This window comes from Colwellia sp. BRX10-1, from assembly GCF_014077545.1.
Lineage (GTDB): Bacteria > Pseudomonadota > Gammaproteobacteria > Enterobacterales > Alteromonadaceae > Colwellia_A.
Map to the genome: position 1 here is coordinate 268,431 of NZ_JACGWC010000001.1, position 22,992 is coordinate 291,422.

19 protein-coding genes are annotated in these 22,992 nt (G+C 37.6%); 12 read left to right on the top strand and 7 right to left on the bottom strand.

Going from position 1 to position 22,992, the window contains the following annotated elements; translation table 11 throughout:
• Positions 1-2 precede the first annotated feature (2 nt).
• The 4 genes from ovoA to H4J75_RS01190 all read right to left on the bottom strand — a co-directional run bounded on the left by ovoA (position 3) and on the right by H4J75_RS01190 (position 5,543).
• A complete protein-coding gene (gene ovoA / locus H4J75_RS01175) occupies positions 3-2,126 on the bottom strand; it encodes a 5-histidylcysteine sulfoxide synthase (protein ID WP_182221118.1) in 2,124 nt (707 codons plus the stop codon).
• Positions 2,127-2,144: 18 nt separating this feature from the next.
• Positions 2,145-3,320, bottom strand: a complete 1,176-nt coding sequence (locus H4J75_RS01180) for a hypothetical protein (protein WP_259366314.1) — start codon at positions 3,318-3,320, stop codon at positions 2,145-2,147.
• Positions 3,301-5,196, bottom strand: a complete 1,896-nt coding sequence (locus tag H4J75_RS01185) for a tetratricopeptide repeat-containing diguanylate cyclase (protein WP_182221120.1) — start codon at positions 5,194-5,196, stop codon at positions 3,301-3,303. Before H4J75_RS01185 ends, H4J75_RS01180 begins: the two co-directional genes overlap by 20 nt.
• A gap of 119 nt (positions 5,197-5,315) precedes the next feature.
• Positions 5,316-5,543 carry a glutaredoxin family protein gene (locus H4J75_RS01190; protein ID WP_070374757.1) on the bottom strand — a complete coding sequence of 76 codons (228 nt, stop codon included), beginning with the start codon at positions 5,541-5,543 and terminating at the stop codon, positions 5,316-5,318.
• Between the two features lie 351 nt (positions 5,544-5,894).
• Here H4J75_RS01190 and H4J75_RS01195 point away from each other — a divergent pair, with 351 nt between their 5' ends.
• From H4J75_RS01195 to H4J75_RS01205, 3 genes are all read left to right on the top strand, one after another.
• Positions 5,895-6,623: a cytochrome b/b6 domain-containing protein gene (locus tag H4J75_RS01195; protein WP_182221121.1), complete on the top strand. Its 729-nt coding sequence runs from the start codon at positions 5,895-5,897 to the stop codon at positions 6,621-6,623.
• A gap of 504 nt (positions 6,624-7,127) precedes the next feature.
• Positions 7,128-9,044, top strand: a complete 1,917-nt coding sequence (locus H4J75_RS01200) for a DNA topoisomerase III (RefSeq protein ID WP_182213343.1) — start codon at positions 7,128-7,130, stop codon at positions 9,042-9,044.
• 540 nt (positions 9,045-9,584) lie between these two features.
• Positions 9,585-12,305, top strand: a complete 2,721-nt coding sequence (locus tag H4J75_RS01205) for a TonB-dependent siderophore receptor (RefSeq protein WP_182221122.1) — start codon at positions 9,585-9,587, stop codon at positions 12,303-12,305.
• A 287-nt stretch (positions 12,306-12,592) separates the two neighbouring features.
• Here the strand turns inward: H4J75_RS01205 and ampE are convergent, their stop codons facing one another.
• Both ampE and ampD read right to left on the bottom strand, forming a co-directional pair.
• Positions 12,593-13,516 (bottom strand): beta-lactamase regulator AmpE, encoded by a 924-nt coding sequence (ampE, locus tag H4J75_RS01210; RefSeq protein ID WP_182221123.1) that lies wholly within the window; start codon positions 13,514-13,516, stop codon positions 12,593-12,595.
• A 113-nt stretch (positions 13,517-13,629) separates the two neighbouring features.
• Positions 13,630-14,223: a 1,6-anhydro-N-acetylmuramyl-L-alanine amidase AmpD gene (gene ampD / locus H4J75_RS01215; RefSeq protein ID WP_259366315.1), complete on the bottom strand. Its 594-nt coding sequence runs from the start codon at positions 14,221-14,223 to the stop codon at positions 13,630-13,632.
• A gap of 42 nt (positions 14,224-14,265) precedes the next feature.
• Between ampD and H4J75_RS01220 the strand changes: the two genes are divergently transcribed.
• From H4J75_RS01220 to yacG, 9 genes are all read left to right on the top strand, one after another.
• Positions 14,266-14,784 carry a TIGR02281 family clan AA aspartic protease gene (locus H4J75_RS01220; protein ID WP_182221124.1) on the top strand — a complete coding sequence of 173 codons (519 nt, stop codon included), beginning with the start codon at positions 14,266-14,268 and terminating at the stop codon, positions 14,782-14,784.
• An 89-nt stretch (positions 14,785-14,873) separates the two neighbouring features.
• Positions 14,874-15,752, top strand: a complete 879-nt coding sequence (gene nadC / locus H4J75_RS01225; protein WP_404842390.1) for a carboxylating nicotinate-nucleotide diphosphorylase — start codon at positions 14,874-14,876, stop codon at positions 15,750-15,752.
• 160 nt (positions 15,753-15,912) lie between these two features.
• Positions 15,913-16,359: a prepilin-type N-terminal cleavage/methylation domain-containing protein gene (locus H4J75_RS20355; RefSeq protein WP_182221125.1), complete on the top strand. Its 447-nt coding sequence runs from the start codon at positions 15,913-15,915 to the stop codon at positions 16,357-16,359.
• A gap of 177 nt (positions 16,360-16,536) precedes the next feature.
• A complete protein-coding gene (gene pilB / locus H4J75_RS01235) occupies positions 16,537-18,240 on the top strand; it encodes a type IV-A pilus assembly ATPase PilB (RefSeq protein WP_182221126.1) in 1,704 nt (567 codons plus the stop codon).
• A gap of 84 nt (positions 18,241-18,324) precedes the next feature.
• Entirely contained in the window at positions 18,325-19,575 is a 1,251-nt protein-coding gene (locus tag H4J75_RS01240; RefSeq protein WP_182221127.1) for a type II secretion system F family protein, read from the top strand.
• Between the two features lie 74 nt (positions 19,576-19,649).
• On the top strand, positions 19,650-20,531 hold the full coding sequence (locus H4J75_RS01245; protein ID WP_259366316.1) for an A24 family peptidase: 882 nt from the start codon (positions 19,650-19,652) through the stop codon (positions 20,529-20,531).
• 10 nt (positions 20,532-20,541) lie between these two features.
• Entirely contained in the window at positions 20,542-21,156 is a 615-nt protein-coding gene (gene coaE / locus H4J75_RS01250; protein ID WP_182221128.1) for a dephospho-CoA kinase, read from the top strand.
• Positions 21,157-21,263: 107 nt separating this feature from the next.
• A complete protein-coding gene (gene zapD / locus H4J75_RS01255; RefSeq protein WP_182213328.1) occupies positions 21,264-22,010 on the top strand; it encodes a cell division protein ZapD in 747 nt (248 codons plus the stop codon).
• Positions 22,011-22,122: 112 nt separating this feature from the next.
• The gene (gene yacG / locus H4J75_RS01260) at positions 22,123-22,359 is read left to right on the top strand and encodes a DNA gyrase inhibitor YacG (RefSeq protein WP_070374766.1); all 237 of its coding nucleotides are present in this window, start codon (positions 22,123-22,125) and stop codon (positions 22,357-22,359) included.
• A gap of 2 nt (positions 22,360-22,361) precedes the next feature.
• Here yacG and mutT read toward each other — a convergent pair whose 3' ends face one another.
• Positions 22,362-22,754, bottom strand: a complete 393-nt coding sequence (mutT, locus tag H4J75_RS01265; RefSeq protein WP_182221129.1) for an 8-oxo-dGTP diphosphatase MutT — start codon at positions 22,752-22,754, stop codon at positions 22,362-22,364.
• Between the last annotated feature and the right edge of the window lie 238 nt (positions 22,755-22,992).

A 22,992-nucleotide genomic window follows, 5' to 3' on the forward strand; every position in this document is an offset into this window, starting at 1 on the left:
TGCTATATTTTCCGCTGCCAAATCGACATTTCGGTGGTGGTTACGGTGAAAGTGCATTGATTTTGCTTAATCACACGCGTTAATGGCTGTGCGTCTAAAAAAGTAAACTCTTCTGCTAGTTTTTCCTGTAAACCATCAAAGCCAATAACATTTTCACCATTGACTTTAAGCCCACCCAACCAGTTTTCTTTTTCAGTGTGTTTCGCTGAGTATTGATGGTCGGTTAATACAAAAAGTAAACCTTGTTTATTAAGTCGCTTAGACAGTGTGGCTAACAACTGTTTAGGTTGATAACTCTTTTCTAGCGCATGCTCAACTAAAATCGCATCATAACCGTTAAAAATGGGTTTTAAATTGCTCGCATCACCCTGACTAAAAACAATATGGTCAGCGTTGTTGTTTAGCGCTAATGCCTTAAGAGACACCTCATGAAAACTCTGTATGTCACCAGAAATAACGTTGGTGTAACGGAGTGTTTTCTGTTGTTGAAGTTGCACACCAAATTGAATATAACGCGCAGAAAAATCTACCGCATCAATATGCTGAAAATGCTCTGACAACTCAAAAGCGGTTCGTCCAACACTACAACCTAAGTTCAATAACTTGTCGGTATTAATGCCCAGAGCTTGTACTTTATTAAGCAATAATTGGCTAACTTGTTGTGAATAGTTTTCAACACTTAAATGTTGATCACCATAATGACTTTCGAGTTGCTGACAAACTTCACGATCAGTTTCATATCGATTAACCGGCGTTAATGGTATTTTGCCATCGATATTTTCAACATAACGAAAACCAGCATGCTGAGTAAAGTGACGACGAAAAGCATAACGAGATGACGGAATGGTTTCGTTGCCGGTAGAAATCCATGAACCGCCTTTAATTAAGTTATGTTTACCATCAAAGGTTGGCGTAGAAAAATCATCATAAAGTGGATGAACTTTAAATCCCTCATAACCATCTATTGCTGACTCATTCCATTGCCATACATTGCCAATAACATCATAAAAATCCCCTGTTGAAAATTCATCAATCGGGCATGAAGAAGCGTAACGGGCTAAGTTTATATTACCTAATACTTGTTGTTCATTATCGCTGGCATTATTGATTAGACAATGCCACTGTGCTTCAGTAGGCATAGCAATATTTTTTTGAGTTTGTTCACTTTTCCAATGACAGAAAGCTTTCGCTTCTAAGTAGTTCACTTCTGCAGGCCAATTCAAAGGTAAAGGCATTTCATTAAGTAAGTTACGCTGCACGTATTCATCGTTATTTTTTCGCCAAAAACGCGGCATTTCAGCTTTAGTGAAACTTAGCCACTTTTGCCCTTCTTCGCTCCAATAATGTGGTTTTTTGTAACCACCTGCATCGATAAAAGCTAAAAACTCTTGATTAGAGACTAAATATTTTGACGCTGAAAAGGCACTAACCTCAACAGATAACTCACCATATTCGTTGTCCCAGCCGTAAGTTTCATCGGTTAACTTTTTCCCTAATACAATAGATTGTTCTGTAACAGGTAGTAACTCGTTCGTTGGAGCCGTTGAAAAATTAGCACAACTTGTCCATTGTCCCGCTACTTCAGATGGCTGTGTTAAACAATCTAGCGGTAACATGCGCATAATAACTGATGAAGTCTCAAGATGGATGCGTTCATGCTCACAGCCCATCAATATCACCCAAGCTAACGAGTCTTGTTTGATAGGTAAGCTAATTTCCATGGTATCAATAAGGTTATTAACCACAGTGAAAACTTGTTGACGGTATTCTCTTACTTCATCAACATTAGGCCAGTCGTAATGTTCACTGTTGAGATCATCCCAGCTCATTTCATCAACACCAACAGCGCAAACAGCTTCTAACTTGGTATTAACACGCTTATTAATGTACTTACCCAAAAGTAATTTATTAATAAAGAAGGTAGCCGTATGGCCAAAATAAAAAATAAGTGGATGGCGTAAAGTCTCAGGCCGTAAATAATAGGCTTCATCTTTGTTGATTAAAGCAAACAACGACTCGTAAGTCGTCCAAGTATTATGGAAGTAGCTTTTTAGCTCGGCGCGTTTATCATCTATAGATAAACCATTAAGCTGCGGGGTAATATTTTGATTATTAATAAGAGTCATATTTTATTTTTAAATTAATTATGATGTATGAGTGAGAATAAGTTTTTGTTGATACGGCGCTAAAATCATTTGCTTTAATTTGTCACCTAACTGCAACTGCCCTGATATTTGCTCACCATTTATAAATTGACCCGATAGCTTATTTAAACTTTCGCTTAACCAGTGATCATTTGCAAATAGTGATATTGCGCCCAATTTTTCTTGCTCTGTATTATCATACAATGAAAAAGGTAAATTTTGATGATGAACTTCTTTACGGAGCAATTTGCGACAGTTATCCACCTTATATACTTCAAGCGCGTCAATTAAGTTCAATAAAGAGTAAATAATATTAAAATAAGCATTGTATTGCATACTTGAAGCACCAATTCTGTGCTCGATACGAGCAGTTTTTTGCCAATTTTGTCGCTTAACTAGTACTTCATTTTTGTGATTATAAAGTACCGGCTCTTCGCCCATCGCTTGATTATGTTTACCCACTTCTTTATACAAGGCAATACTGCCTTGGTGTCCGCCTGAAATATCCACGGGTGAACATAACTCAGCCGCTAAACCGTATTTAGTTTTTAATGCTAGTCGCTCAAAAGCTTCTTCTTCAGGTAAATAAATCAAACAACAATTTAAACTAGTATCAAGAAAGCATTGCTGTAAATATTCACCAAAGCCGCGTTCAATAATAATGTTTTTACCTTCACTATCAAGCGCACTAATATTCATTTGAACAGCATTAGGGATATGCACTGCCCGTGTTTCTGTGGTGAAAATATCACCACTACCACTGGCTAACTTGCCTTTATCACCAGACCAAACAACCGGTTTGATTAATGTTTTACTTATGCCTTGTTCGGCAAAAAAACGAGGTAAAAGGTGTAACGCTTGGCTTAAATTATTAGCCTCTTTTAACGGCGACTGGCCATTAAATAAAGAAACATACTCCCACTGACTATACCAATACTCTGGCACTAATTCTCCGTCAATTCCTGCATGCGCTAACTGACGATTAATTCTTTGATAATCTAGTGAAAATCTTTTTATTTTACTATCGAGCTGATAACAACCTTCTAATTCAAAGTGAATTACAGGAGTAAAGCCAAGCTGTTTTATATAATTCTGTAATAATATAATAGCTTGAACGGCGAACGGTGTTGTATTATTCATATGAGATAATGGCTTTCTATTGATATATAACCACATTATTTTTACCGTTATGCTTTGCCTGGTAAAGGGCAGCATCGGCATGTAGGTATAACATTTCACTCGTTGGGCTAAGTTGAGACAAGGTTGCTATACCGATACTTACGGTTAACTGTAAACTTGGCTCGACTTGGAAAACTTGCTGACTTATTTTTTTTAAAAAACGTTCAGCAATTACTTTACATTGCTTTTCGTCGGTACGAGGTAAAATACATAAGAATTCTTCTCCGCCAACACGGCCAATGATATCTCCATTACGAAAGACATCATGACAAAGATCAGCTATTTTTTTAATAACTTTATCACCAACAGGATGACCAAACTTATCATTGACCATTTTAAAGTCATCAATATCAAATAAAATCACCGAAAGTTCAGTTTTTTCGACTAAGACATCGTTCAGGTAGTTCGATAAGTACTCAAAAATATAGCGGCGGTTATATAAATTTGATAATGGGTCTTTAATTGACAGTGCATACATTTTCTTATTATTTTTATACTGAATAGTTATCACGATAATGACAACCACGCCGGCACATAACATAAAAATCAGTAGATAAAGGTTCTGTAATTTTTGTTGATGATAGGAATCATTTTCTAAAGCGGCGACCTTTTTTCGTTGCAGGGTAAGTGCTTGTTCAACATATTTTCGCTCATTTTCCATCGCAGCGCGCGCTGTAGTTAATCGTGTGCTGGAATTTTTGACCAATAACTCATTGTATTTTTGATAATACTGTCGAGATAATTGAAAAGCTTCACTGTCATTATTTCTTGCGTGAGCAAGCTCTGAGCCAAGCTTTATAACTTCTAATTGCCACTTAGTGCCGACTAATTCAGGTAAAGACATGAATATATTTTCAGCTTTAGTCAACGATGCCTGCGCTTGTTCTAACTCACCCAAGATAATAAAACAGTGAACCTGTTGCTTATATAATTCGGCATTATAATCAATCAAGCCATTTAACGTTAGAGCATGATTAATAACATCGATAGCTTTAACACAATCGCCTTTTTCGGCCAGTGTCATACCTAAACCGTACGCTGAAAAAAAAGAAATTTCAGTGTTAGGGGTATAGGCAATTTTTTCTTGATAAAGCTCAAAGTAGCGAATCGCCAAATCATATTTTTGCCAATATCGATAGGTTATAGCAATGCCGTAAATAGCCTCTGAAACATGAGCTGGATAATTTAAACGTTCATAAGTATTTAATGCTTTTTGGTAATATTCTATCGATTTTTCATAATCGTCCATATAGCCATAAATAGCACCGTAGGTTTCATTGATAACAGCAATTAGAAAGTGTTCTTTTAGTGAATAAGCATCTAAGTAAGCTTCTTGCATTTCATTCAATGACAGTTCGAAGAGTTCAGTGATACTTTTTGTAAAAGCAAGCTCTTGTTTAGCAAGGATAAAAAGGTAAGTTAAATTATTTTTTTTTGCTATAGACATAGCCTTTCGAAGAATAAGTACAGAATCTGCATACTGAGCATGGCGACGATAAATTAACCCCTGATAAATATAAAGGTGACTTTGAATTTTTAATGGGGTTTTGTCGTCGATAAGCGCTACGGCTTGTGCGATGGTCTTATTAAAGTCTTCATAAAAATAGAGTAAATTTTCTGCTTGAGCTTTACGTAACAACCACCAAGATTGTTGTAGTTTTGGCATAGTTGAAAAAGATTTTTCTGCGTTTAATAATTGTTGATAAGACTGTAGAGGTTGTTGGCGTATTTGTTCATCCATGTTCAATAAGCGATTTAGCTCATCGGTTTGTTCTACCGCTAATTGGCCACTACTATTTGCCTGTGATTGACTACAGGAAAAAAAAAAGATAATAACAACAACCGAAAAAAACCGATAAAAATCAAATTTCATTACACATCCGTAATTAATGATCTTGTTAATTCATGTAAGTATTTCAACCTTAACATAGACCTTTTTTTAAAACGAGTTAAAGCCATAAAATTGTATCATCAGCGATATATTAACCAATATTAATCCTCGTAAAGCGCTTTAAAAGCCGCCACTTTAAATCCTTGCAGATACTCTTCACCAATCTTTATTACCGGTACGGATCTAAAGTTTGCTCTGCGAAACTCTTTTTGTCCCGCGGCTGTTTTTACATTACATAAACGATAAGCAATGTTGTTTTTATCTAAGTACGCTTTCGCCGTGTCACAATGAGGGCAGTTACTCATACTATATAAGACAATTTTCTTCATGCTAAATTTCCTTGGTTATTTATTCGCTGCATTATCTTCAACAAATAAATGTTAAATGGGTGCCCATAATACACACTATAATACACAGAATTATTTTACGGCTGTTTGGCTAGTTTACAGGAACTTATCTTGAAAAACGCTGACACTTGCGGAAAATTAAATTAAATTATCTGCTAGGTAATCGTCAGTAAACTAAAATAACGCCGCTTAATTGTAAAGACACACAGCTACTTTAAGATATCTTGTAACCATTAATCCAAATAACTATCACTTAGTGTTAGAAGCGGATAAATATTTCGGTTATTATTAAAATAACAGGCAAAACGTTAACAAATAAAAAGAGTCATCATCATGCAAGATAACCCAGTAAATATCACTTCCACTATAGTAAAAACTTTTGTTTGGAGTAGAAACATTCGTTTATTTCATTGGTTGAATGTCTTGTCAGTACTTTTGCTTATTGTTATTGGTAGCGTTATTTATTTTGGTAAAGACCTAGGTATCTCAACAGAAGGTAAAATACTGCTTAAAACAATACATGTATGTGTGGGCTATGTTTTTGCTGCAAATTTAATTTTTAGAATTATTCTTGGTTTTATTGGTAAAGGATATGAACGTTGGGGACAAACACTGCCTTTTAATAAAGTCTTTAAACAAGAACTAGCCGATTTCAAAAAAGATAAAAATAAGACATTTAAAGGTCATAGTCCACTGGGGAAACTTATGGTTGGCGCTTTAATGTTAAGTCTTTCTATTCAAATGATTTCAGGTTTAGTGATTGCGGGTACTGACATTTATTATCCTCCTTTTGGGCAATACTTTGCTAGCAGCATAGCTCAAGATAAAAGCCAAGTAGCCTTGATTAAGCCCTACAGTAAAGAAAATGTTGATGCAGATGCTTATAAAGAAATGCGTAATATAAGAAAGCCTTTTATAACTGCTCACGTTTATAGCTTTTACTTTTTGTTGCTGTTGATCCCACTACATATTTTAGCCGTATTTTTTGCTGAACGACGTGAAAAACATTCTATTGTTTCTTCAATGATCCACGGCTTTAAATATTTACCTAAAGACAAGTAAAACCACTTTTATCCTACCGCTGTGATAATGACCTACTCACCACATAGTGAATGAGTGGGTCGCTTCCTAACTAAATATGGTTACGGATGAAACAATTTGACTATAACCGAGAATAAACACTGTATATAAAAACAGTTATTGTGCTAAGCTTATTCTAATGGTCTGTATTGAACCCTTGGAAATTCTATTGAAACTATATATTGTCGAAAAGCCAAGTTTAGGACGTGCCATTGCGGCAGTTTTACCCAATCCCCATAAAAGTCAACAAGGCTATATAGCGCACGGCAATGATGTAACAATCAATAACCATAAGTTTGACACTATATTTTTATTATATAATTCAATAAACAAGGTCATATTATCACGATATAAGCTTGACGCAGTTACCAAGCTAAAAACGTTGAAAAAAAGCCTCACTATTATTGACAAATACATACAAAAAAAGAGCTTGTTCTTGACTCTGTTTGACAATCACAACCCACTGTTAGACCAGGCTTAATATTTATGAAATTATTTATTGCAGAAAAACCTAGCTTAGCAAGAGCAATTGTAGACGTACTACCTAAACCTCATAAAAAAAATGATGGTTATATAGAAGCAGGTAATGGCGATGTCGTTACCTGGTGCATAGGACATTTATTAGAACAAGCTCCACCTGAAGATTACGATATTAAATATAAAAAATGGGTAGTTGAACATTTACCCATAATTCCTGAGCAATGGAAGTTAAAACCAAAACCAAAAACTCGAAAACAACTGACCGTTATAAAAAGGCTAATAAAACAAGCTGATACCATCGTAAATTCTGGTGATGTGGATCGTGAAGGTCAAATATTAGTTGATGAAGCGATTAGCTTTAGCGGAGCATCTAAATCCAAAATAGATAATGCTTTGAGGTGTCTAATAACCGATATGAATTTTAATGCGGTTAAAAAAGCGGTAGATAACTTAAAACCTAATAAAAATTATATCCCTCTTGCTGTTTCAGCATTATCAAGAGCTAGAGCTGATTGGCTTTATGGCTTAAATATGACTCGTCTTTGTACTTTACAAGGGCAGAAATCAGGCTATCAAGGCGTATTATCAATTGGTCGGGTACAGACTCCGATATTAGGTTTAGTGGTAAACCGAGATATTGAAATAGAAAATTTCATCTCAAAGCCTTTTTATGAAGTACTTGCTCATATCACGACAAAAAACGGTGAAAAGTATCAGGGTAAGTGGAAGCCAAGTAAGGCTTGTGAGCCTTTCATGGATGAAGAGAAACGCATATTATCAAAAAAGCTAGCTGAAAATGTAGTCAATCGTATTAATGACAAACCGGCAAAAATTGAAAAGGTTACACAGGATAAAAAACAGCAAGTAGCACCATTACCTTTCAGTTTATCTGGCTTACAAATATCAGCCGCGAAAGCTTTTGGTATGAGTGCAAAGCAAGTATTAGATATCTGTCAGCAACTTTATGAAAAGCACAAATTAATAACTTACCCTAGATCTGATTGCCAATACTTACCGACCGAACACCTCAATGATGTACCTGCCGTAACCAACGCTATGAGTAACGTATCTGAGAAATTAGCCGATATGTTAAAAAATGCAGATTTAAAGATAAGAAGTAGAGCTTGGAACAATAAAAAAGTCAGTGCTCATCATGCTATTATACCCACAGCTAAAAACACCCCAACTGGCGCACTATCAAATGATGAAGCAAAAATTTATGAAATAATATCTCGGCAGTATATTGCACAATTTTATCCAAATTTTGAATATATGGACAAGCAAATAGACACTATTATTGATGGTGGTTTATTTATCAGTAAGCAAAAAGATATCATTAAAAATGGCTGGAAAGATTTATTTCCTAGCTCTAATAAAAGTAAAGATAATTCCGAATTTTCTGCGATTAAGTTACCCAATGTTATAGCGGGTGATTGCGTGCATTGTTTACATGGCGAGCTTGTAGAAAAAAATACTAGCCCACCTAAATACTTTACTGATGCAACGATATTAGGTGCCCTTACCGGCATAGCTCGTTATGTGACGAATGCTGAAATAAAAAAGTTACTAAGAGATACTGATGGACTAGGTACGGAGGCAACACGTGCTGGTATTATAGAACTCCTGTTTAAGCGTCAATTTTTAGTGAGAAAAGGAAAGGATATAAGAGCAACAGAGATTGGGAAAAAACTCATTACCTCTTTACCCGTTCAAATCTCCCAGCCTGACATGACAGCACTATGGGAGTCACAGCTAGAATCAATAAGTAATAAAACACTCAACTACCAATTCTTTATTAAAGGAGTTGAAAAAAACTTACAACAACTCATCCTTGAAGTTAAAGATATTGCATTTACTGATTTGCCCCAATCCAATACCCCAAGAAGATTTACTAAAAAAAGAAATAGAAAACGAGCAACATAAAAATCATCTCTTAAAGTTAGTGGTGTAGAGTAGACTCGTTAGTTTATTAAGTATCTGTATTTAATTTTAACCCTATCTTGCTATGACTATATCGATAATTTCATTACTGACTAAAGCAATGAAATGAAGTGCGAATAGTAATTTGACACTCATGGAGAGCTGATAAAATGAGCAATGAGTCGTCGTGGAAACTATTGCGATAATAGCTCAATGAAAGGGTTTTTAGACGTTTAAAAAACAATGAATATCAACAACGGATTATCGCTCATTTTTTGAAGCTGAAAACTCAGTAGTTAACTATATTATTGGATATTACAGCAAAGTTAGGCCTCACCGTTATAATGGAAGACCATACTGGGGAAATTTTAATACTACAAAACAGTAAAAGGGTTAGTCCAATTTTTATATAAAAAATAGAGACTTGTACAATAAACACCCATAATGCAAACTAGAGTTAATAATAATAGTCTTAGTACTTTCTCAAGCTCCGTAAGTAAGTACAATTCAAAGACAAACAAGCTCAAATTATAGGGATCGTAAATGAAAGAGTTTAATAAAAACCTAGTTACGGTGGCCGTTACAATGGCCTTTACAATAGTCTGTCATAGTTCTGCATTCGCAAATAATATCATCGCCAGCAAAATGATCAACAAACATGCAAAACAGACTCTCTCTTCGGTCACAAAAGACGGTTCTAGTGATAAGGTAGTCGATGCATCAGACCAATCAACAAATAACTTGGTCAACAATAAAATTCCAATAGGTCGTTCACTCACCGACGTGATAATGCTCACACCAGGTACCGTAAAAGGCGACACCGCGTTTGGAAATTTACCCGCTATTAATGGCGCCTCTGTCGCTGAAAATGTGTTTTATGTCAATGGCCTTAATATCACCAATGTTAGAAATAATACCGGTTTTTCGACTGTACCTTTTGATATGTTCGAGTCTGTCGAGGTTATAACCGATGGTTATTCCGCTCAATACGGCCGTTATCACGGTGGCATGATCAACGCTGAAACAAAATCGGGGAGTAACGAATTTAAGGCGGGCATAAACCTGAGTTATGAACCTGATTTTCTTCGAGAGTCGTCCCCATCAGTTACGCTAGCGGATGGTTCATATTTTATTGACAATCGGGCCAGTGAATACTCAAATATCGACACTAATCTTTGGGCGTCGGGCGCATTGATTGAAGATCAGCTATTTTTCTATGTTTTATTCAACCCTAGAAAAGTGGAGTATAGTAATTTTGTGAGCGATCCGATTAATCCGGGGCCGAATAATAAAGCCCGATATCAAGTCACGGAAGAAGATCCGTATTGGGGAATGAAGCTCGACGGCTATATTACCGATAACAATCTACTCGAATTCACGCTATTTTCCGATAGCAGTAATAACGCCACCCAAATCGTCAGCCCCCATGGCGACACGATAGAGTCGCGCAATGGGGTTGACTACACGGGAGGCACAAATTGGACGCTAAAATATACCTCGATTATCACCGATGATTTAGCGTTAAGCGTGCAGTATGGTGTCCATGAAGCTGAACGTACCAGTAAAAATGAACTGGATGACAACCCTGTGGTGTATTACCTTTATGAAAGTGCTGGAGAGTTTGTTAAACAGGGCCAATTTCTTAATTTTCTAATTGATGAAGGAGACGATGAACGCCAGACTATTCGTGTTGATATTAATTGGACGCTCGGTAGTCACGAGTTAAGTTTTGGACTCGACGCCGAGAAATTAACGGCAAACCAGCGTACCATCAACTCGGGTGGCGCTTATTACTTACTTTACGTCGACGATTATACCGATCCCGACAACCCCCAATTCAGGCAGGTCCGTCACCGCCAATATGAATCGGGCGGTAGCTATGAGTCGGAAAATATCGCCTACTACCTTGAAGACAAATGGCAAGCCACCGACCTGTTAACAGTAAACTTTGGCTTGCGCAGCGACTCCTTCAAAAATGCTGATGGAGTCGGAGAAAACTTCTCAACCATGGATAACCATTGGGCGCCACGTTTGGGCCTAACTTATGACTTATCAGCAGATGGCCGAACGCGACTTTGGCTAAATGCCGGTCGCTTTTACTCACCTATTCCAATGAATGCAAACTTGCGACTCGGAGGGAGTGAAACCTACAGGCAAGATTATTATGCCTTTGATGGCTTCGCCGATCCGATTTTACAAATCCCCAATATTAGCGGCACTCCAATCTATTACTTTGACCATTATAATAATGGGTCTCCTCCTGAAAACTACGACATTGCCGATAAAGATTTAAAACCAATGACGTCTGACAACGTTAATATTGGTTTTCAAATGCCCGTCACGGACAACTGGCTGCTGACTATTGAAGGTACTTACCGTAATTTAGCTATGGCGGTTGAAGATATAAACGTAGACGCGAGCTTTAATCGTTATCTTGAGCGAGAATTTAATGCCAGTTGTACACGGTGCTCAGGTTCTCGTTACTATGTATTGGCCAACCCAGGACAAGATGTGACCATCAAGGCGAACCCAGACTATGACGGGCCACTCCAATATCAAGAATATACGATTCCAGCCGCCGACTTAGGCCACGCAAAGCCCGAGCGCACATATACGGCGATGAGTTTTTCAGTTGAACATGCATGGGACGGTCTGTGGATGTTAAATGCCACGTATACTTGGTCGAAGTCAAAAGGTAATTATGAAGGCTTAGTTCGCTCAGACAACCGCCAAGACAACACTGGCATCAATACTGGGATAACGACACAATATGACCTGCCGGGTCTAATGGATGGCTCCTACGGTGATTTACCCAACGACCGCCGGCATCAAGTTAAAATATACGGGGCGTATCAAATCACTGAACAAATAAGCTTAGCGGCTAATTTCAGTTATCAAACGGGCCGTCCAGTCAACGCATTTGGTTATCACCCAACCGATGAAAGTGCACAAGCCTATGACGCTGAATCGTTTTACGCCCAAGGACAATTAGTACCCCGCGGCTCAAAAGGTCGGACCGACAGTGTGATGACCCTTGATGTGTCTGCTAGCTATCAGTTTGACTTAGACGACTCTACTGTTAATTTACGTGTCGAAGTATTCAACCTGTTAAATTCAGCCAGTGTTACCCAAGTGGATGAAATGTGGGACGATGAAGATAATACCATAGCGGTAACTTCGCCATTAAAGAGCGCGAGTTACGGTTTACCAACTAGTTGGCAAACACCAAGAACAGTACGTTTATCGGTGAATTACGAGTTTTAGCAGAGTCAAAGGACAAGTATGCCAAAAAGGCCAAAAATGCCAACTGCACGATTAAAGGTAGGCTTGGGGCAACAGTCTTTTGAGCAATTACCCAAAGTGCCTTTTAAGCGAAAATAAAAAAGAAAGACGCGCTTTAAAAAGGCAGGGTAATATTTTACTGGTGATTGAACACGTTCAAATTAATAGTGATACTAACGCTTATGCAAAAATATCACTATGTGGTTGGCTCGACTCAGTACTTGAAAAAGGATGTCACGAGGTGCCATCCAAAAAGTATAAAGAAGAGATTAGTTAAGGATACCTGTTAATATTAATACCGCTATAACAGCTAGACACAACAACAGAGTCCGCTTTGCCAACCTCACTAATAAACAAGGTTCCGCAGTACAGTCATCAGGGTCAACCATAAAGTCTTCAGACTTTTGCGCAACGCTAATCAATATTTGGTTGGGCTGCTTGTTGATATCAAATAAATTTTCTAACCATACCGGCATGGCTTTTGAGAAGTGTCCTACCAGCATATAACCAAAAGCAACCATGCGTACTGGCAACCAGTCGACCCAAAAGAGCATATCTTTCAATAACTGAGATTCATTTTTTTTCATAGAATCTGTTGTTTTAGCCTCATTATTTACTTTAACATCGGCTTCATCAACCTCAGCGTTAGCTTTTTCTTGCTTGTCTGAACATTCTTCTGCAAGCACTTCAGGACATTCATTCATGGTCACTAGTAGACGATAAAATAATGCACCAGCAGGTCCAAAGACAACGAATAAAATCATAATGGCAATAAAATATCGGTAATTTAACCATACCAATAATTGACCAAAACTCATTGGTGCGCTGCAGGTATCTTGTTGCAGTTGGCTATGATGCAATTCACATGTTGTCGGCTCGCCTCGAAAAGCCGACAATAAATAAGCTTTGTAGCTCTGCCGCGTTTTCGTACAACCAAAACAAACAATCAAAATCAAGGTTGAAAAGATTAAATAGAGTAAGCCATCATCAACAAGCTCGAGCAATAAGTCACAAACAACAACGGGGATGGCAATAAAGATAAGCTGTGAGACAATTGACGGTTTGGCTAAATGCATTAATTTAGTACGTTTAAATAGATCAACATAAGCATGAAAATAGGTTTGAAATTGCCACGCTGTCGTCGACAAGTAACGCTCTGCCGCCAAGGCAATAAGTAAGCTAATAAGACTCATATAGTTTTCCTAATTTATTATCCACTTGTAAAATGAGTATATCGCCGTGGCCATTCAAACACTCTGATATCTGCATTTTCATTGGTAACGAGTATATACCCTTTGCTATTGAATTAACTAGACTTTAAACAATCATGAAAATGTTGCCAATTAAAAGCATCACCCGGATCTGTCTTTCTCCCTGGCGCAATATCACTATGCCCGGCTATATTACTTTTAATGTCGGGATAACATTGCTGCAATGCTTGGGTTAATTGCGCCAAAGTATGATATTGCGCCGCTTCATAAGGAATATCATCAGCGCCTTCAAGCTCAATACCAATAGAAAAATCATTACATTTATCAAGCCCCTGATAGGAGGATACACCAGCATGCCAAGCTTTATCATCAAATGAAACGTATTGAATAATATGCCCTACTCTGGTTATCAGACAATGAGCAGAAACTTTTAGCTGGGCAATCTCTTCAAAATAGCGATGTGCTTTGCTATCTAACTTTCCTAAGAAAAAATCAGTAATATAGCTACCACCAAACTGATTTGGCGGTAATGAGATATTATGTACAACCAATAAATGAACCGTATCATTTTTATCTCGCACACTAAAATGTGGTGATTTTTGTTGTTCTTCATTAACAAGCCAGCCACTGATAATAGGCATATTATTATTTTGCTTGGTGGACAATTTATTTTTTAAGTCTTTCGTCATACAATAGCGTTAATATTTAATTTCAAGATTTGTGAACAGAGTATGACTGAATTTGATTCGACAAACAAAATGGGAAAAATATTTATTTGGTTAGCGTGGTTAATTGCGTTGGCGTTAATGGTGTTTTTTTTTCAAGATGTACTTGATAAGCAATGGGATCCTAACAAAGATCCACAGATGAGTTTAAATACACAGGGTAAAGCGGAAGTAACATTACAACAAAACCGCCAAGGTCATTATGTAGTACATGGTGAAATAAATGAGATGCCCGTGGTTTTTTTACTCGACACTGGAGCAACACAAGTGTCGATTCCCGCTCATATAGCAGAGCAATTGCAGCTCAAGGGAAACAGACCGTCACTCGTTAATACGGCCAATGGCACTACCACTGTTTATCAAACTGAATTACAACAGCTCAGTATTGGTAATATTTATTTGTATGATGTTAGCGCCCACATCAATCCCAGCATGCAGTCTAATGAAATTCTATTGGGCATGAGTGCATTAAAAAGGGTAGAATTCAGCCAGATAGGTAAGAAACTTATTTTACGCGAGCAATGATCTACCTGCTGTGATTTACTGGCGATAAACGCCCCACTAAAAACTCACTTAATTATTTACCAACAAGAGAATAAAATTCAATGCTTTCTGTGCAACTACAACACGATATTAAAAAAACAGTAACTTGGGCATTATGTGAAGATTTAGGTGTTGATAACGCCGACGCATTAAAAAATAGCCAAGATATTACAGCTGAGTTAATTCCACTGGAAAATATAGCGGTTGCTAATATCATTACCCGTGAAGATTGTATTATTTGTGGTGTGGCTTGGGTTAACGAAGTTTTTGCCCAGCTCGATGTGATACATAAGACAAAAACGGATATTACTTGGTTTGTTAACGACGGCGAAAGTGTCAAAGCCAATAGCACTTTATTTGAATTATCTGGAAACGCACGTGTTCTTCTTACTGGCGAACGGTGTGCTTTAAATTTTTTACAATCCCTTTCCGGAACCGCAACATTAACCAGTCGCTATGTTAAAGAATTATCGGCGAGTAACACTAAGTTACTTGATACCCGAAAAACAGTGCCTGGCTTACGTAGCGCGCAAAAATATGCGGTAACATGTGGCGGCGGTGTTAATCATCGTATTGGTTTATTTGATGCTTTTTTAATTAAAGAAAATCATATTGCCGCCTGTGGTGGTATCGAGAAGTCGATTCAAACGGCTCGAAAAAACCATCCAAATAAAACGGTTGAAGTTGAAGTTGAAAATATCGAAGAACTCACTCAAGCATTAAAGGCTGGCAGCGATATTATTATGCTTGATAACTTTAGTCATGAAATGATTGAGCAAGCGGTTATAGCAACCGCTGAAATTTCACAAGGTAAAACCAAATTAGAAGTTTCTGGCAATATGACCATAGAATCACTAAAAAGCTATGCAAAAGCAGGTGTCGATTTTATTTCAGTGGGCGCATTAACTAAAAACATCAATGCTATTGACCTTTCTATGCGCTTTGTTTAACATTTTAGCGTGTCACAATTAGTTAAAAGGATGTTACTTGTTGATGTTTTTTTAACTAATATCAAAAAAATGATAAAAAAAGTGTCACAAAATTTTACATTTCCTGATTTTTGTCGCAAGATGAATTCAGCCCCCGTAATTATGTATGGAAATACCTATTATGAACAATGTTAAATCTTTAAAAAATAAATCTTTAAACAAAGCAAAGGGTTTTACCCTTATTGAATTAATGATCGTTGTTGCGATCATCGGTATTTTAGCCGCAGTTGCGCTACCTGCGTATCAAGATTATACAAAAAAAGCGAAGTTTGCTGAAGTAGTTTCAATGGTTGGTGCAGCGAGAACAGCAGTGGAACTTTGCTTCCAAACTGAAGGTTCATTAGCTTCATGTGATGCAGGCGTCGGAGGTATTCCAGCTACAGTAGCTACTGGTACTTATGCAAACCTTGACACTATGACTATTGTGAACGGTGTTATAACAGCAGCGTCAACAGCAGCGACTGATTCTTCCAATATGATTGCTACTCCTACAGGAAGCCCTTTAACTTGGACGATAACTTCAACAACCGCTAGTTGTTTAACTAGCGGCTGGTGTAAAGCAAAATAATATAAGTTAGTAAATATTTATAAAAAAGCTCCTTTGGGAGCTTTTTTATTGTCTAAACTTTATTAACTCGTTGTTATTACTTAAATCAATCACGGGTTAAGCTATACTTATTGTAAACATTATGAGTAAATACATAATGACTTGCATATATCTAAAAGTTCACAATAAAAGGTTGCTATGAAAGGACATCACAGACAATTAAGTGTATTATCTACACTTTTAAAACATAATATTGTCGCCGAAAATAAGGTTGACATTATAAGTGCTGACTTCCTTAAACAATCAAAACCTTTCATTCGTTTTCTTATTGAAGATAAGAGTTTAGACGCTGAAAATATTGCCAAAATACTCTCTCGCAGTTTTGGCTATCCTCTCATAGATTTAAACGCTTTTGACACGGCTATGATCCCCGAAGGTATCCGTAACGAAAAATTGATCCGCAAACATAATGCATTGCCGCTATTTCTTAGAGGTAAAGTATTATTCGTAGCGATGTCTGATCCCACTGATTTAGATGCATTAGAAGATATTCAGTTCAACACCGGTTTTCCTACCGAATTAGTGTTGACTAACGATAAAGATTTACAAATATTTATTGATAAAATTCTGGAAGAAGAAAGTGATGCTTTAGATATTACTGATATTGATGCTGCTGAACTTGCCGGTATTGACGTTCAAGAGGAGCGCCAAGAAGATGATAGCGCTACCGGTGATAAAGAAGATGCACCGATAGTTGTTTATATCAATAAGATATTACTCGATGCTATTCGCAAAGGCGCCTCAGATTTACACTTTGAACCTTACGAAAAATCTTACCGTATACGCTTTCGTGTTGATGGCATTTTAACTGAGATGGCAAAGCCGCCAGTATCACTTGCCTCTCGAATGGCGGCACGTTTAAAAGTCATGTCAAAGCTCGATATCGCTGAACGGCGAGTTCCCCAAGATGGACGGATAAAATTAGCCTTGTCTAAGAAAAAATCAATTGATTTTCGTGTTTCAACGCTACCGACGATGTGGGGCGAAAAAGTGGTAATGCGTATTCTTGACTCTTCAAGTGCGATGTTAGGTATTGAAATGCTCGGCTATGAGCCGGCGCAAAAGCAAATTTACATGGACGCTTTAGCGCAGCCACAAGGTATGATATTAGTCACAGGGCCGACCGGCTCAGGTAAAACAGTGTCTCTTTACACCGGGTTAAATATTCTTAACACCGAAGAACGTAATATATCAACAGCAGAAGATCCGGTAGAAATAAATTTAGACGGCGTTAATCAAGTACAAATTAATGTGCGTGCCGGCTTAACCTTTCCTAATGCGCTGCGCTCTTTTCTTCGTCAAGATCCTGATATTGTTATGGTAGGGGAAATTCGTGATCTTGAAACTGCTGAAATAGCGATTAAAGCCGCGCAAACGGGTCACTTAGTGTTGTCCACATTGCACACAAACTCGGCATCAGAAACCCTGACTCGATTATTAAACATGGGCGTTCCTTCATATAACGTTGCCAGTTCGGTCAGTATTATTATTGCTCAGCGTTTAGCCAGACGCTTATGTAATCGCTGTAAAGTTGAGGATGTTATACCTAGACCTGAACTAGAAAAGCAAGGTTTTACCCCTGAACAACTTAGTGAAATAAAATTATTTAAACCCGTAGGTTGCGATCAATGTACGGGCGGCTATAAAGGTCGTGTTGGTGTTTATGAAGTGATAAAAATCAGTGAAAAAATGTCTTCTATTATTATGGAAGGCGGAAATTCTATGGATATCGCTCAGCAGTGTCAAAAAGAAGGTTACAATAACTTACGCCAATCGGGTTTAGAAAAAGCCCATCAAGGGGTAACAAGTTTGGCAGAAATAAACCGAATAACGTCTGCATAACAATAAACCACTCACTTTTTATTTTTAGTGATCTTGACTAGTATTAACAATGATTAATATTTTAACTTTACAGGTAAACACTATATGGCAACTTCAGGGGCTCAAAAAAGAAAATTACCGCAAGCTAAAGCTCTTGATACGTTTGTTTGGCAAGGGGTAAACCGTAAGGGTAAAAAAGTTAATGGTGAGCTACCCGCGACCAGCATGCTAGAGCTAAAATCTCAGCTACGCAAACAAGGCATTACCCCAGGGAAAGTAAAAAAGAAAGCCAAATCAATTTTTGGGAATGCCAATGACAAAAAAATAATACCTGCAGATATTGCCATTGTTACACGGCAAATTGCCACCATGCTTGGCGCTGGTGTCCCCTTAGTACAAACCGTTGAAATGATTGGTAAAGGTCATAGCAATGGCAATATGCAAAGATTGTTAGGTGATATCAATAATAAACTGCAATCGGGTATTCCTTTATCAGAATGTTTACGCGACCATCCTAAATACTTTGATGACTTATATTGTGATTTAGTCAGTTCTGGCGAACAATCGGGCGCACTTGAGACCATTTATGATCGTATTGCGACTTACAAAGAAAAAGCCGAAGCATTAAAGTCTAAAATTAAAAAAGCGATGACTTATCCTATTTCTGTATTAGTGATAGCATTTATTGTTACCTCAATATTATTAATTTTTGTCGTGCCGGTATTTCAAGATATTTTTGCCAGCTTTGGCGCTGAGTTACCTGCGTTTACTTTATTTGTTATTGCCATATCAGAATTTATGCAAGCTTATTGGTATTTAGGCTTAGCGGGGCTATTTATTGCCAGTTTCTTTTTTAAAAAAGCTCATCTTAACAGCCAAAGTTTTAGAGACCGAGTTGATAGAATAATATTAAAAATTCCGGTTATTGGTGCCTTACTCGAAAAGGCAGCCGTTGCCCGCTACGCGAGAACTTTATCTACCACCTTTGCCGCCGGTGTTCCCTTACCTGACGCATTAGAGTCGGCTGCGGGTGCGTCTGGTAATGCGGTTTTTCGTATAGCGATCCTTGAAATTCGCGCCGAAGTGTCATCGGGTATGCAAATGAATTTAGCAATGCGTAACTGTAATATCTTTCCTGACATGGTTATACAAATGGTCGCAATTGGTGAAGAATCAGGCGCTGTAGATGATATGCTTGCCAAAGTTGCCACAATATATGAGCAACAAGTTGATGACGCAGTAGACTCACTGACCAGTTTATTAGAGCCGATGATAATGGCAGTGCTCGGTGTAGTGATTGGCGGGTTAATTATCGCTATGTACTTACCTATTTTCGAAATAGGTAAAGTTGTTTAGTGCGCACGCTAATATTTTTATATTAGTTTTCAACATAGTTAAATAATAATTAATAAATAATAAAAGGTTTTATCTTGTCTGAATTTATTCATCTGTTAGAAAGTAACTCGCTGTTTTTTTATGGCTTTGTTTTTGTTTTCTCGTTAATGATAGGTAGCTTTTTAAACGTAGTTATTTATCGTTTTCCAAAAATGTTAGAACAAGGTTGGTATCAAGAGTGTCGAGAATTTCTTGCCGATGAGCTCAAGCCATCATCGACAAAGCAAGTAGAACCCCTTACTTTATCAACGCCCGATTCTACCTGTCCACATTGCCAACATAGCATACGTTTTTATGAAAACATTCCTGTGGTTAGCTGGTTAGTGTTGAAAGGAAAATGTAGCCAATGTAAAAATAAAATTTCTGCGCGATATCCATTAGTTGAATTAAGTACCGCTTTATTGAGTTTAGTTATTGCTCAACATTTTGGTGTCACTGTTATCACTTGTTACGCCTTAATATTGACGTGGGGCCTAATTGCCTTAACGATGATCGACTTTGATCATATGCTGCTCCCCGACCAAATTGTTCTGCCATTAATGTGGTTAGGCTTAATCGTAAATCTATCAAATGGAATTGTGCCTTTAGAAGATGCTGTTATCGGCGCTATTGCCGGCTACACCAGCCTTTTTACGGTTTTTTGGCTGTTCAAATTAGCGACGGGCAAAGAAGGTATGGGCTTTGGTGATTTTAAGCTGTTTGCACTCTTTGGTGCTTGGCTAGGTTGGCAATTATTACCCTTACTTATTTTAATGGCATCAGTAGTCGGTGCCATTATCGGCATTAGTTTAATGCTTTTTAAAAATCATCAAAAAGATCAGGCGATTCCTTTTGGCCCTTACCTTGCGATCGCAGGTTGGATCACATTTTTATGGGGTGAAAATATATGGTCTTGGTATTTAGTCCAAGTGCTTTAGCCGAATGAAAATGACTATAGCAAAAAAGATCGTTATTGGTTTAACCGGCGGTATTGGTTGTGGCAAAACAACCGTTGCTAATTTTTTTGCCGACTTAGGCATCGATATTATTGATGCCGATATCGCGGCAAGAAAAGTTGTCGCACCTAACAGCGGCGCATTACTGCAAATATCTCAGCATTTTGGCAAGACGTTTATTATGCCAGACGGCACCCTTAATCGGGCCTTATTACGCAGTCAAATATTCAGTAATGAAGCAGATAAACAATGGCTTAATAACTTACTTCACCCGTTAATAAGACAAACCATGCTCGAAGAGATCCAGCAAAGTCAGTCACCATATTGCTTGCTTGTCGCACCTTTACTTATCGAGAACAACTTACAGAGTCTAGTTGCACGTATTTTAGTAATTGATATCAGTGAATCAGCACAAGTTAAGCGTGCGGTATTGCGTGATCCTAGCTCATCAGATGAAATAAAGCGTATTATTGCCAGTCAAATATCAAGGGAAGATCGCTTAAAACATGCCGATGATATTATTGATAACTCCGGTTCTGACTTGAGCCTAATAAAAGCGAGTGTCATTAAGCTAGACCAAAAATATCGAAATTTAGCAACGAGTTAGTAAAATTGTACAAATTTTACTATTTTTAGCAAAAAAATTCGCCATTTCTGTTGGGTGTCGTTAGTATGGAAAGCTAAACACTCAGCTTTATTGATGACATTAGGTTAATGACTAAAATTTTATATGAACATCCGCTTAACGAACGGATCCGTAACTACCTTAAACTTGAACATTTATTTGCTCAGGCACAAGATTGTCTGCAGCGTAAAATTTCAGTCAGCCATCAAGTTTTCTTTAACGCCTTATTTGCCATTATTGATACCTTAGAACGAAATGATGTTCGCGGTGACTTAATTAAAGATCTTGAAAAACTAGAACAAAATTTAGTGATATGGTCACAAGCGCCTGAAATAGATGACAGTATCTTAGCTGAAAATCTACAACAAACTGTCGAGCTTATTTGTCAATTAAAACCAAATACTCCTGTGTGGGCACAACTCAAACACGACAAGTTTCTGGCGACCTTAAAACAACGCTTTGCCATGCAGGGTGGCAGCTCAAGTTTCGATTTACCACAATTACAGTTTTGGTTACATCAAGACAGTGAGATTCTTGCTAAAGATGTCCAAGGCTGGCTTGCCCTACTTGAACAAGTTAAAAGCGCTTTAGATATGATATTAAAGTTTATTCGCCAACGGGCTGAATTCAAACAGATAGATACCGAGAGTGGTTTTTACCAAGATAATGGTGAAGGTATTTTATTACTTCGTATTAAAGTTGACCAAAAATCACCTTATTACCCAACGGTAAGTGGTAATCGTCTGCGTTATTCTATTCGCTTTATGTCTCTTTGTGATGAAACCGGACGTAAGTATTCAAATAAGGCCACTTCATTTCAATTAGCTCGCTGCTAGCATTCGCTTAATTAATTTCACAAATACCCTTTATCCATTCAATATGCAGGTTTCATCTTGGAGTAGGAAGGGTATAATCCTACTACTAAGTATTTAATTACAAGCACCAACTATGACCTTAAAAGTATCTTGTCCAACGTGTCAAAAAGAAGTTATTTGGCAACCAGAGAGTCAGTTTCGCCCTTTTTGCTGCAAACGTTGCCAGTTAATTGATATTGGTGAATGGGCTGATGAAGGACATAAAATCAGCCAGCCATTACAAGGTGATATTCAGTTAACCGAAGAGATGCTTGACGCACTTGAAGGTGAGTTTTTACAAAGTAATAAGTTTTTTGTTGAACCAGAATAGTATTATTTGTTCATTAGCAGTTTTTCAACAATTGCAACATTAGCGGCGGGAAAGTCACATTGGCTTAATTGCGCTAATGTGAACCAAGCTGATTGCTGCCCTTCTTGGGCAATAGGTTCATGTTGGAAGTTATCAACCACATAAACGTCTAATAGCACCTTTTTATCGCCATAATCATGGCTAACTTCAATGAGCGGGTAGCAAGAGAGAACATCTATTGCTACTTCTTCTTGAAGCTCTCTGTGCAAAGCCTGAGCAACTGTTTCATCTTTTTCCACCTTACCACCAGGAAACTCCCATTTCCCGCCTTGATGAGCATTAGCGAGGCGCTTGGTAAGAAAGTACTGCTCTTCTCGCATGATAACACCGACAGCTACATGTACTACTTTTTGCATAACTCTTTCCTAAAGCTTTAAATTAATCAATGATTTCGTTGTTAACGCAGAAGACAAACCTAGATTAAACAACAAAGCGTCTAATCATACCCTACGCATAATTTTACATAACCATGCATTGCCATGTCTGTGAAAACGACATTGTCCGAATGAATTTAGTTAATGATGATTCGTCTGTAACAAAAATTATAACTGAACACTGCAATAATAATCGTCATTAGCATTGCGCATATAAAAA